This is a genomic window from Afipia sp. GW822-FHT04G07, from assembly GCF_058800765.1.
The window spans coordinates 1,742,830-1,755,838 of record NZ_JBXAMP010000001.1 but is presented as its reverse complement, the minus strand read 5'-3'; the positions used below and the strand labels follow the sequence as shown (position 1 = coordinate 1,755,838).

Annotated in this window: 9 protein-coding genes; 7 read left to right on the top strand and 2 right to left on the bottom strand. The window is 59.3% G+C overall.

Annotated features, from left to right (window positions below):
• Positions 1-18 precede the first annotated feature (18 nt).
• Positions 19-810 (top strand): SDR family NAD(P)-dependent oxidoreductase, encoded by a 792-nt coding sequence (locus AC1RKJ_RS08570; protein ID WP_492790647.1) that lies wholly within the window; start codon positions 19-21, stop codon positions 808-810.
• Positions 811-822: 12 nt separating this feature from the next.
• Positions 823-1,617 (top strand): SDR family NAD(P)-dependent oxidoreductase, encoded by a 795-nt coding sequence (locus AC1RKJ_RS08565; protein WP_492790646.1) that lies wholly within the window; start codon positions 823-825, stop codon positions 1,615-1,617.
• Positions 1,618-2,041: 424 nt separating this feature from the next.
• Here the strand turns inward: AC1RKJ_RS08565 and AC1RKJ_RS08560 are convergent, their stop codons facing one another.
• Positions 2,042-4,024, bottom strand: a complete 1,983-nt coding sequence (locus AC1RKJ_RS08560) for an FAD-binding monooxygenase (RefSeq protein WP_492790645.1) — start codon at positions 4,022-4,024, stop codon at positions 2,042-2,044.
• Between the two features lie 213 nt (positions 4,025-4,237).
• Entirely contained in the window at positions 4,238-4,696 is a 459-nt protein-coding gene (locus AC1RKJ_RS08555; RefSeq protein WP_492790644.1) for a MarR family winged helix-turn-helix transcriptional regulator, read from the bottom strand.
• A gap of 225 nt (positions 4,697-4,921) precedes the next feature.
• Here AC1RKJ_RS08555 and AC1RKJ_RS08550 point away from each other — a divergent pair, with 225 nt between their 5' ends.
• The 5 genes from AC1RKJ_RS08550 (at position 4,922) to AC1RKJ_RS08530 (ending at position 12,842) form a co-directional block, all read left to right on the top strand.
• Positions 4,922-6,082 carry an amidohydrolase gene (locus AC1RKJ_RS08550; protein ID WP_492790643.1) on the top strand — a complete coding sequence of 387 codons (1,161 nt, stop codon included), beginning with the start codon at positions 4,922-4,924 and terminating at the stop codon, positions 6,080-6,082.
• A gap of 28 nt (positions 6,083-6,110) precedes the next feature.
• Positions 6,111-7,457, top strand: coding sequence for an MFS transporter (locus tag AC1RKJ_RS08545; protein WP_492790642.1), 1,347 nt, complete (start codon positions 6,111-6,113; stop codon positions 7,455-7,457).
• A gap of 404 nt (positions 7,458-7,861) precedes the next feature.
• Positions 7,862-9,016 (top strand): efflux RND transporter periplasmic adaptor subunit, encoded by a 1,155-nt coding sequence (locus AC1RKJ_RS08540; RefSeq protein ID WP_492792682.1) that lies wholly within the window; start codon positions 7,862-7,864, stop codon positions 9,014-9,016.
• Between the two features lie 4 nt (positions 9,017-9,020).
• Positions 9,021-12,194 (top strand): efflux RND transporter permease subunit, encoded by a 3,174-nt coding sequence (locus AC1RKJ_RS08535; RefSeq protein WP_492790641.1) that lies wholly within the window; start codon positions 9,021-9,023, stop codon positions 12,192-12,194.
• Positions 12,195-12,353: 159 nt separating this feature from the next.
• Positions 12,354-12,842 carry a CYTH domain-containing protein gene (locus AC1RKJ_RS08530; RefSeq protein WP_492790640.1) on the top strand — a complete coding sequence of 163 codons (489 nt, stop codon included), beginning with the start codon at positions 12,354-12,356 and terminating at the stop codon, positions 12,840-12,842.
• The last annotated feature ends 167 nt before the right edge of the window (positions 12,843-13,009 follow it).

Here is a 13,009-nt window from a genome sequence, read left to right as displayed (position 1 = left end):
TAGCGCTGGGAGTTGGCTGTGCAAGGCAAGGATATGTTCAATCTCGATGGTCGGGTTGCTTTTGTGACTGGAGCCGCAAAAGGACTCGGCTTCGCGATGTCCGAAGCTGTTGCCGAGCAGGGCGCGACTGTCGTGATGACGGATATCGACAGGGCTGCTCTGTCGGACGCTTGCGCTCGGCTGACCGCCCGTGGGCTTCAGGTTCATCCCGAGATCGTCGACGTATCGGACATCGATGCGCTGGTGAAGACAATTGACGGCACTGCCGCCCGCTTCGGGCGGCTTGATATCGCTTTTGCGAATGCTGGCCTTTCTGCCGGTTCGGGACCGCTGACCGAAGCGGGCGCAATGGAGCAGGTCGATTTGACCCAGTGGAATAGTCTGCTTCAAATAAATTTGACGAGCGTATTCGTGACAATCAGGACGGCGGCTGCTCACATGCGCGCGCGGCGTAGCGGACGCATCATTGTTACAGCATCGATTGCCGGTCTGCGCGGCGAACGCATGTGCGGATACGCCTATGCAGCGACCAAGGCAGCCGTCAGCAATCTGGTTCGGCAGGCCGCCATCGAACTGTCTCCGCACAACGTCAGCATCAATGCAATCGCGCCAGGACCATTCTTGACGGATATCGGGCAGGGCCGCTTGCGTCAGGCCGAGGTTGCGAATCAATTCGCCGCCGATGTGCCGATGGGTAGGATCGGGCGACCCGAAGAGATCAAGGGATTGGCGCTGCTTCTGGCATCGCAGGCTTCCAGCTACATCACGGGCGCAGTCATTCCAATCGATGGTGGCGCGTCAGCGTCGTAAGGGGAATTGGCTTTGACGGTATCATCGCAGGTATCATCGGGGGGGCCATCGGCGCCGCTCGCCGGAAAGGTTGCAGTCGTAACCGGTGCGGCACAGGGGCTTGGCGCCACATTTGCGCTGGCGCTGGCGAACGCCGGCGCGTCGGTCGTCGCAGGCGACCTCTCGAGCACCGCTGCTACGTGTGATGCAATCGAGGCAAATGGCGGTAAGGCGCTGGGTGTTTCACTTGACGTTACCGATGGCAGTTCCGTCAACGCCATGCTGAAAGCTGCGAGCGAAAAATTTGGCGGCATAGACATTCTTGTGAACAACGCCGCAATATCCGGTCAATTGAGGCTACAGCACCTCACCGAGATCACGAGCGCCGAATGGGATCGGGTGCTGACGGTCAATGTGAGGGGCACGTTCGAATGCATCAAGGCGGCGGCGCCGCTCATGAAACAACGCGGTTATGGCAAGATCATCAATCTCTCTTCAGGTACGGCCATCAAAGGCTCACCTGGAATTGCTCATTACGTCGCGTCAAAAGGTGCGGTTATCTCCTTGACGCGCGCTGCGGCGCGCGAGCTTGGTGGTGACGGTATCCGCGTGAATGCTATCGCGCCTGGTCTTACCACGAGCGAGGCCATGCTCAAGAACCCGAGTTGGACCAGCGATATCGTGGCCAACAATATCGCTAGTCGCGCTCTGAAGCGCGAAGCTGTTCCGGACGATTTGGTCGGCACTCTCCTCTTTCTTGCTTCCCCAGCCAGTGATTTCCTGACCGGCCAGACGCTTTCTGTGGATGGCGGATCTGTGATGACGTAAGCGGATGAATGGAACGAGGGCACGCATGGAGCCACAAAGTGGAGTCAGTTCGCCGACAGACAAGGAAATTATAGGATCCTATTCAGCCTGATGAGAAGGCTTATCAGTCAGCGGCGCGGGTGATCTGGGGTGTCCAGCCAATACCGGCGCGCCCATGCAAAGGGCGGCACGTGCCGCGAATGGCCAGCGGCGGCCGGATGGGCGCAACTTGAACAGTGCGCCTTGCCGAAAGGAAAGTGACGGCGGCACGGGCGGGGTCAATGGAATATTTGAGCCGATTCATTGTCTGATCGCAGTCGGGCCACCTTAAGCCGCTCCAGCCGATGAGGCGGCCATTGATCAGACGCCGAACGCAGGGAGTTTGGACGAGCAATTGCCGGCTTCGCCTCCAGCGCGGAAATACCTAGGTCGTCGGGGTCTGAAACTACGGATAGTGCTTTGTTGGTCCGCTATAGACGGCATCGACCGGCATCATAAATCCGCGAAAGAAGGCAGCAAGTTCCTCATGCGCATCTAGCGGAAGGACATTCGCTACGAATTGATCCGGCCGCACCACGACGATGCATCCGGCCGACCTGTCGATGCCTCGCTGCTCGAAAATATCGTCGTCGCTTTTTTTGTCTGGGCAGAACGCCTTCTCGTAGTCGATCAAGCCGAACCGGCCCTTGCGCGGCCGTAGCAGGTCCGGAATCGCATCACAGGCGAGATCGCGATGGGCCTGTTGAAAGACGGCGCGCACATCGATCACCGAATCGATATCTGCTGTGGTCGGAGTATGCACTCTGACAGGCGAGTGATCAGACCGGCCAAGAAAATCGCATAGCGCGCGTAGGCGCGACGCAGGATGATCCGGCGTCTTATCGTCGGCAAACAGGAACAGGCGCCAGCGGCCGTCCGCCCTCACTACATGGCCGAGATGAAGCGGCTTGGCGTCGGCCAGCCTAATTACACGCGCCGAGTGAAAGCGCATGCCGACGACAAAGCCCGTCGCGAGATGCTGATATGTGGGCGCGGCCGAGATCAGCGACGGCCCATAGTGAACGGCGGTGCCGGCGGTGAAGCGACCCTGCTTGACGAAGTAGCGCTGGAATTCCGCTGGATCGATTCCAACGCCATCGGCGCTGGCCGAATCCTTTGTGTTGGAATCACTAGGCCGGGCGCTGAACATTTTTGCGAAGGCGCGGTCGAAGTCGATCAGTTCTTTCGCGAGCGCGCGACGCTCGTCCGAATAGGTGTTGAGGATGGCAGGCGAACACTGCCCACGGATTACCGACGCCAGCTTCCATCCGAGATTGAAACCGTCCTGCATGGAAACATTCATGCCCTGTCCGGCCTTCGGGCTGTGGGTGTGGCAGGCATCACCCGCGATGAGCACCGATGGAGTTCGCGTCCCGTCCGCGCCATCCGGCATATTGTCGAAGCGATCGCAAAGCCGCTGCCCGATCTCGTAGACCGACCACCACGCGATCTCTTTCACGTCGAGACTGTAAGGACGGAAGATGCGCTGCGCGGCAGCAACGAGATGAGTCGAGGTGATGTTCTTACTCGCGACTCTTTCGCCCTCCGCCAGCTTGTCGAGTTCGATATAGAGCCGAACAAGGTATCCGCCCTCGCGCGGAATGACCAGCATGCTGCCGTCGTTCGCCGAGTGGATCGCGGCCTTCAACCGGATGTCCGGAAAGTCGGTCACCGCCAGCACGTCCATGACACCCCAGGCCTGATTGGCGGAATCACCAACCAGCGCGCGCCCGATCGCTTGCCGTACTTTGCTTCGTGCCCCGTCGCAGCCGACGACGTAGCGCGCATGGACCGTCTCGATCTCGCCTTCGTGCCCTAGATCAAGGCGTTCGAGAAACGCGGTTACCGGATAGCCTGCCGGCTCATGCGCGCTGGCGTTGACGGATGCCGTCTCAAGCTGCACCAGCCGACGCGCATAGACCGGCTCCAGTCGCGACGGCGCGTGGCGCATCGTCTCCAGCAAGAAGTCGTGCACCCGCGCCTGATTGAGAATGACGTGCGGCATTTCCGACAGCCCGTCCTCGACGTCCTGCACGCGGCCGCTGCGGACGATGCTGCCGCGATGGTCCGGGTCCGGTTTCCAGAAAACCGTTTCGTTGACCCAGTAGGCTTCCTTCTGAACGCGTTCGCTGAAACCGAGAGCCTCGAACATCTCCATAGTGCGGCAAGCGATGCCGTCCGCCTGCCCCACCTGAAGCGGGCCGTCCTTGCTTTCCACGATCATCGTGGCGATGTCCGGAAATACAGCAAGCTGGGCCGCGAGCGTCAGGCCTGCGGGACCGCAGCCGACGATGAGCACATCGATATGGCTGGGCGGACTGTCGTGCGTATCGGACGCGCGCGCGATCGCCGGGTCACCGGGCCGAAATCCGTCGAGATGAAATTGCATCGATTCGTCTTCCTACGTCGCGGTTCTGGCAATCACGCCGATTGTCAGCGTAATGTCCTGTTCGATGAAGTCGAGTTATTCTCAAACAGTCAATCTGTCGGGCAGGCATAGCGGCTGGATGCGCTCGATCGGATAAAGGCTGCCTGTCCGGGGGATCCCCGATCGATTCTATCCAGATGACTCAGACTCCAAGTCTCAGGAAAGCTCGCGCCATCAAACCTTGTTAGTCGAACCTCGGCGTTTCGACGGGACGAGTTGCCCGATCACATCCTTGCCGCCGCCGTCCACCCATTCAGTCAGTTTCTGGATGCAGGAATCCAGGGTTTCGCGCTCCACCGCGGACAACGGTGTTAGAAAGTGCTCCTCTACTTCGCCAGCGATCTGCGTGGCCTTTCCGCACATCTCGCGTCCTTTTGCGGTGGTGTGCAGATTGAATTGCCTCGCGTCTTTCTTTCCGATCGTTCGCCGGATTAGTCCGTCCTTGATGAGCTTCGACAGCAGGCGCGATGTCAGGCTTCGCTCGAACCTGGTCTCCGCCGCGAGATCGCTGAAGGTGATGCCCGGGTTGTCGTCGGTGAGACGCAGGATGCGCAGCTCGCGCACATTGAGGCCGCAGCACCGGACATAGACTTCGTTGGCCATGTCGATCGCGCTGCTGCTCAGAGTGTCCATCCTATAAGTTAAGTGGCGCTCGACCTTTTCTCGCCGCATGGGTCCCTCGTTCGCGGGCCGGTCCTGGCCCGTATTGTTGTCAAACAATATTGTTGTAAATACCAACTAATCGTGATTGGCTCCGAACAAGCGGGTGCGGCCTTGATGGCCAAATCCGTCGCGTGGAAGCCTTTGGTTCCTTGAAGCCTATCGGCTTCTGGCGCGCAACATGTCGATGGGGCGGGGATGGGTGCTCTTGAATACCTGCAGCGCGAACTGCCGTTGTTGGCGAGCTGGCGCCATGATTTCCACACCTATCCGGAAATCGGATTCCAAGAAACCCGCACCGCAGCGAAGGTTGCCGAACTGCTCACCAGTTGGGGCATCGAGGTCCGCACTGGTATAGGCGGCACCGGCGTGATCGGGACGCTGCGCGGCCGCCGACCGGGTAACAACGCTATTGGCTTTCGCGCCGATATGGACGCCTTGCCGATGACCGGGCGCGCGGACGTGCCGTATCGCTCAACTCGGCCGGACGCGTTCCACGGTTGCGGGCATGACGGGCACACCTCGACCTTGCTGGGTGCAGCCAAATATCTTTCCGAGCATCCGGATTTCGCCGGCACAGTCTATTTTATCTTCCAGCCTGCCGAGGAAACCTTGCGCGGCGGGCCGGCGATGATCGCTGACGGCCTGTTCACCCATGCGCCGGTCAGCGAAGTCTATGGCCTGCACAACAACCCGCTGATGACGCCTGGCAAGATTGGCATTCGCGCCGGTGCGATCCTGTCAGGTTGCGATCCGCTGCGGATCGAGGTGCACGGTGTTGGTGCACATGGGGCGCAACCGCATCAGGGCATCGATCCGATCGTCGCCGCTTGCGAACTCGTCGGCTTGTTGCAGACCATCGTCAGCCGCTCGCTCAACGCCATGGATTCCGGGGTCGTGACCATCGGCACCATGCACGGCGGCACGGCTGCCAATGTGATTCCCGATCTGGTGGTGCTGGAGGGCACGATCCGCTCGATGTCGAAAGATGGCCGGGCGCTGTTGCTGCGTCGCGTTCGCGAGATCTGCGACGGGGTTGCCAACTGTTTTGGCATCAAGATCGCTTGCGATATCGGGCCCGGCTGTCCGCCGACGGTCAATCACGCCGAACAATCCGCGGTGGTCGAACGGGCGGCGCGGCTCGTCGTCGGGCCGGACAATCTGGTCGCCGACATCACGCCGGTGATGGCGTCGGAAGATTTCTCTTTCATGTTGCAGGAGCGGCCGGGGGCTTACTTCTTCGTCGGGCAGAGTGGCCAGAACTGCCACCACCCCGAGTATATTTTCGACGATGCGATCATGCCGATCGGCGGCGCGATGTTCGTGCAGATTGCCTACGATAGGCTGAATAGGGACTGATCTACAAAACATAAAATTGGGGGAAGCAATGGGTATCCAAGGCAGCACTGGATCAAGAGATCTCGCTTCGGACGATGCCACGTCGGCGATGCGTCGCCGCGTGGTGGTCGCATCGACATTGGGCAACGCCTTCGAATGGTTCGACTACGCGATCTTCGGCATGTTTGCACCGATCATTTCAAAACTGTTCTTTCCGGCCAGCAACGACGTCAACTCGATGCTGCTGACGTTTGCGACATTCGCGGTCGCGTTTGCGGTGCGTCCGCTGAGCGGTGTCCTGTTCGGGCTTTATGCTGATCGGCTGGGCCGCAAACGTGCATTGACGCTGATGATCATCATGATGGCGATCGGCACCGGTATGATCGGCTTGTTGCCGACCTACGCTGCGATCGGCATTGCAGCACCGCTGCTCATGGTAGTCGCAAGGTTGATCCAGGGCATCTCCGTTGGCGGCGAATTCTCCAACGCCACCGCGATGCTGGTCGAGTATTCGCCGGAGAGCCGCCGCGGCTACTACGGCAGCTTTCAGATGGTATCACAGGCGCTTGGCTTCACGGTCGGCGCGCTTCTGGCGTATCTCGCCACCACCTATGCGTCGCCCGCGGCGCTGGAAAGCTGGGGTTGGCGGGTTCCGTTCATCCTTGGCATATTGATCGGCCCGTTCGGCTACTGGCTTCGCTCCAACATCGATGAAACGCCCGAGTTTCAGCGCTATCTGCAATCCAAGCACAAGTCGGCGAATACGCCTCTCGCCGAGCTTTTCACAAAGCATCTGCGCGAACTCGTGGTCGGCTTCTGCATCGTGGTGATGGGCACGGTTTCCTACTACGTGATGCTGCTTTACATCCCGATCTATGCTGTTCGGCAACTTGGAATACCGATGAGCGGCGCGCAGCTCTCGTCTGTGCTGTCGACGGCGCTGATCGTCGTTTTCTGCCCCCTCGCAGGCAGCCTTTCCGATCGCATCGGCCGCCGGGTGGTGGTTCTGCCGGCGGTAGTCATTTATGCGGTTGTGGTGTGGCTGACGGTGCACCACCTCCTCGCGGAGCCATCGCTCAGCCGGTTAATTCTCGCCCAAATGGCGACGTCGCTCGTGATGGCCTTCATCTGGGGACCGACACCAGTGCTGCTGATGGATCTGTTTCCGGTTGGGGTCCGTTCGACCGGCGTGGGGATGATCTACAACGTTGGCGTGGCGTTGTTCGGCGGACTGGCGCCGTTTGCCATCACTTGGCTGATCGCCATCACCGGCGACAAGATGAGCCCGGTCTACTACGTCGCCATCTCAGCGGTGGTCGGTGTGCTGGGCCTGCTTCTGTTGCGGGAGGTCCGCGCCCGTCCGGCGGTAGCAGCCGCTCCCGTTAGGTCGGCTTAAGACAACTGCTACGCAGATTGGAGGAGACAGCGGGCCGTTCAAAAGTTCGCTGTCTCCTGATATCATACGGTAATTTCAATAATATGTAACTTCGTAGCTTTATTCTGAATAGGCGCAAAATTGCGGCGCATCTGCGCCAGATTCTGTGATCGTACGCACGCTATTACAACGACATCAGAACGCATCGGTTACTGGATAAAGACGCGCCGGTCTCTCGCCCAGTTCAGCCGACCGGAAGCATCAAATCGCATTCTATCCTTGACAGCCTTCATCACCATTACGTGCGAGTTTAGATTTTCGGTACACACAATGCTATTGGGCAATCCCTCTACTCGTGATTAGATTTGGCGCGGGTCTTAGTTGTTCCCCGTGATTATTCGTCGCCGACTAAAAGGAAGCTTGCCATGCGCGCGTCCCCGTCGCTTCGTACTGTCACAATCATGGGAACACTTTTGTTTGTGGCGCCGGCGATGGCGCAAGTGCCCCCCGGCGGGCCGCCGGCGGTAGGTGTAGTCAAGGCTGAGTTTCGGCCGATGACGGAAAGCACGGAAATTAACGGTCGCATTCAGGCTCGGGATCGCGTTGATCTGGTCGCGCGCGTGACGGCGTTCATGAACGAGCGGCTTTTTGTAGAAGGCGCGGACGTCAAGAAGGGACAGCTTCTGTACCGGCTGGAGCGCGCTCCGTTCGAGGCCGACGTCGAGGCTAAAGAAGCGGCCGTTGCTCAGGCTCAGGCTCAACTGGAGAACGCCAATCTCACGCTCTCTCGCGCGCAGGACCTGTTGCAGAAAAACTCCGGTACGCAGGTCGCGGTCGACAGCGCGCTGGCGACGCAGCGCACGGCGGTAGCGCAGGTAAAGGCTGCGCAAGCGCAACTCCATCAATCGCAGATCAATCTCGGTTACACAGAAATAAAATCGCCGATCGACGGCCGCATTGGCCGAACCTCGATCACGATCGGTAACGTTGTCAGCCCCACCAGCGGAACGCTGGCGACGATTGTCAGTCCAGATCCCATGTATGTGACCTTTCCTGTCTCGGTGCGTCGCGTTCTTGAACTAAGGGACCGCTACGCTGACAAGGGCGGCTTCGACGCCGTCAAAATTCGTCTGCGCCTGCCGACCGGCGAACTTTACAGTTCGACCGGAAAGCTGGATTTCGTCGATATCGGCGTCGCGCAGGATACCGACACCATCACCCTGCGCGGCACGATCTCCAATCCCGTTATCCAGACGGTGGGGAGCAGCAAGCTTTACGAATTGTCCGACGCAGAGTTTGTCACCGTTCTGCTGGAAGCGGTTGAGCCGCTCAAAGTGTTGGCCGTCCCGCGATCCGCGTTGCTTTCCGATCAACAGGGCGACTATCTCTTTGTCGTCAGCGACAAGAATGTCGCCGAGCAGCGTCGCGTCAAACTAGGGCAGTCGACACCGGACATCGCGGCCGTGACCGAGGGCCTAAAGCCCGGCGAGCAGGTCGTAGTCGAAGGCATCCAGCGGGTGCGTCCAAACCTCGTCGTGGCGCCCGGACCAGCGTCGCCAACAGCTCGCGGCGCGAGGTGAGGGCATGATTTCTTCAACCTTCATCGACCGTCCGAGATTGGCGATCGTCATCGCGATCGTCATATCGCTTGCGGGACTGCTCGCTTTATCGCGCATTCCGGTCGCGCAACTTCCCGACATCGTGCCACCGCAGGTTCAGGTATCTGCGGTTTATCCAGGCGCGTCCGCTTCAGTTCTGGAATCTACTGTAGCGCAGCCGCTGGAATCCAAGGTCATCGGCGTCGATAAGATGCTTTACATGAAGAGCAGTAGCGGCGCCGATGGAAGTTACAGTCTCACCGTCAGCTTCGCCCTCGGTACGGATCCGGACATCAACACTGTCAACGTCAACAACCGCGTCCAGACGGCCCTGGCTTCCCTGCCGACCGAAGTTCAGGTTCAGGGATTGACGGTCCAGAAGCGGTCTTCGTCGATCCTTCAGTTCATCGCGCTGTATAACGAGGACGGTAAACTCGATCCGCTATTCATAACGAACTACGCTATCATCAACGTCATGGACGAACTGTCGCGCACGCCGGGGGTCGGCCAGGCCAGCCTCTTCGCGCGCGAAGACTATTCGATGCGGATCTGGTTCGATACGTCGAAGCTTACGAGCCTTGGACTTGCGCCATCGGATGTAATCGCGGCGGTCCGGGCTCAAAACGTTCAGGCTCCCGTCGGGCGTCTTGGCGCTCGCCCGGTGCCGGACGACCAGCAATTCCAGCTCAACCTGCAGACCCAGGGCCGTCTGGCCACACCGGAGGAATTCGGCGCGATTGTCATTCGCGCCAACCAGGATGGCTCGGTGCTGAAGGTGCAGGATGTCGCCCGCGTTGAACTCGGGGCACAGAATGAGGATACGTTCAGTCGTTTGAACGGAAACCCGTCGGTCGCCGTCGGCATCTATCTCGCCCCTGGCGCGAATGCCATCACCGTGTCCAAGGCCATCAACGTAACGCTCGACAAGTTGCGCGCCCGTTTCCCGGAAGGACTGAAGGCGCGTGTGGTTCACGATTCTACCATCTTTGTCACGGACACGATCAGCGCGGTTATCACCGCCCTGATCGAGGCGTTCGTTCTCGTCGCGATCGTCGTGTTTGTCTTTCTCGGGAATTTGCGTGCGACGATCATCCCGATCATTGCAATCCCCGTCAGTCTCGTCGGTACTTTCGTCATTCTTCTGACATTAGGCTATTCAGCCAATACGGTCTCGCTACTGGCGCTGGTACTCGCAGTCGGTATCGTGGTGGACGATGCGATCGTCGTTGTTGAGAACGTCGAGCGAGTGATGGAAGAGGAGCCGGAACTTTCCCCAGTGGATGCGGCCAAGAAAGCCATGGCGCAGGTGACCGCGCCGATCGTTGGTATCACGCTCGTGCTGCTCGCCGTCTTCGTTCCCATCGCTTTTATTTCAGGGATTTCGGGCGAACTGTTCCGCCAGTTTGCGGTGACGATCAGCGCATCGGTGCTCATTTCCGCCATCAATGCGCTCACGTTATCGCCAGCCCTGTGTGCGGTGTTTCTCCGACATTCCCCTCGGCGCGGCATCATGGGGCGCATCAGTGGGGGGATCGATAAGGTTCGTGGAGGCTATGCTACCATCGTGCGCAAGACCTTGCGGCTGTCTATCGTTTCCGTCGTGCTTGTTGCGGCATTCGGATTCGGTATCTTCGGTCTCATGAAGGTCACCCCGACGGGTTTCCTGCCCGAGGAAGATCAGGGCGCGTTCTTCATCAACGTTCAATTGCCGGACGGCGCATCGGTTAACCGGACCAGCGAAACCGTGCGTCAGGTCGAGAGCATCTTGAAATCTATGCCGCAGGTGCAGGACACTATGGCGATTATCGGCTTCTCCTTGCTCGACGGCTATTCGGCGAGCAACAATGCTTTTCTGATCGCCATACTAAAGCCTTTCGAGGATCGAACTGCAGCAGCAGATACCGCTCAGGCGCTGATCGCCAAGGTGTTCAACGCGTCGCAGCAGATACGCACGGCAAATGTACTCCCGTTCAATCTTCCTCCAGTGGTCGGCCTGTCGACGACCGGCGGCTTCGAATATCAGTTGGAGAACCTTGCAGGCGCTGATCCCAAGGTCATGGGCAGCGTCGTTCAAGGGCTTATAGCGGCAGCCAATCAGGATGCGCGCCTGTCGCGCGTTTTCTCGACGTATGGGGCCAGCGCCCCATCAATTTTCCTCGACATCGATCGAGAGAAGGCGCAGGCGCTGGGTGTGACCCTCAGCGATGTCTTCACCACCCTGCAGTCCACGCTCGGCGGCTACTTCATAAACAACTTCAATTTGTTTGGCCGTACATGGCAAGTGAACCTGCAAGGCGAGGCGGCAGACCGTCGCGACATTTCCGCGCTTTGGAAGATCTACATTCGCAATGCAAAGGGCACGATGGTGCCGCTCCAATCGATCGCCACCGCGCGGACAATCACCGGGCCGCAAGTCATCACGCGTTACAATAATTACCAGTCGGTCACGATCAATGGCAGCCCGGCTCCCGGCGTCGCGACGGGAACGGCGCTGACCGCGATGGCGGAAGTGTCGGCGAAGACGCTGCCGGCTGGCTACGCCTTCGAATGGACCGGCACGGCCTACCAGGAGCAGGGGGCAGCGGGTCAGACCACAATCGTGCTTGGCATGGCGCTGTTGTTTGCGTTCCTGTTCCTAGTCGCTCTCTATGAAAGCTGGGTCATTCCAATACCAGTGCTGCTCTCCGTGGTCGTCGGTGTTCTTGGTGCCATCGGCGGAATCCTCGTGGCCAAACTTACGCTCGATCTCTACGCGCAAATCGGCCTTGTGGTGTTGATCGCGCTGGCGGCCAAGAACGCTATTCTGATCGTTGAATTCGCCAAAGAGCAGCGAGAGCAGGGGCACGGCATCGTTGACGCGGCAGCCCGAGGCGCAGAAATGCGCTTCCGTGCGGTACTCATGACGTCTTTCGCGTTCATTCTCGGGCTCGTGCCGTTGGTCTGGGCGAAGGGCGCCTCCCAGATCGCGCGGCACGCGGTAAGCACACCCGTCTTCACTGGTATGATCGCGGCGACAGTGATCGGCCTCTTTCTTATTCCCATGCTCTATGTCGTATTCGAGAGCATGCGCGAGTGGACTCATCGGCGGTTTGCAGGAGAGGGCAGGGATCAGGCGAAGCCCGCCCGCGAGCCAGTTGGACAACCCAAATTAGGGCCCTAGGCTCGGTTAGATCAGGGATTCGCCGCCGCCGTTTTGCGAATCGAATAACGGGGCGGCCCATAGAGGCGTGGCAACGCTCCGACGCGGTGCCATGATGTAGACACGGAAGTTCCGTTGTGCAATCAGATTAGCTGGACCGCTGTTGAGTTTGGGATGTCGATGGCGCAGGAAATCGAACGTAAGTTTCTGGTCAAGAACGATACGTGGCGCCGTCGGGTCGCTCGAAGCGAGCATCTCCGTGATGGAATACTGGCGGCAAGCGACGGCCGAAAGGTCCGGGTCCGGCTCTATGAGAACCGTGCGACCCTTACGGTGAAGTCCAGGCAGCGGCAGGGCCAGCGCGCGGAGTTCGAATACGAAATCCCGCGCGACGACGCGGAAGAAATGCTGGCGTTACATTGCGGCTCCAACGTCCTTGAGAAAACCCGTTACCATGTGCCCTTCGATGACATAGAGTGGGAAATCGATATCTATGACGGTCTGTTGGTCGGCGTAGTTCTCGCCGAAGTCGAACTCGATCGCATGGACCAAGAAGTTTCGCTTCCGGAGTGGATAGGAGAAGAAGTCACTGGCCGGCCTGAATACAGGAAGAGCGCGATGCTTGAGGCGCGACAGGCCGGGCGATCGTTGGATCGCGGGACATCGTGACCATTGTGTGTACCGAAAACCTAGACACGGGCGTAGTGGTGATGGAGTCCGCCCAGGATTGCGCGTGAACTGATGACACCGGTCCAATTTGGCTCGCCTTCAGCTCCGCGGAGCAGCAGCTCATACACGGTCAATGAAGATAACAAGCCGTTTCCGGCACCCTTCAA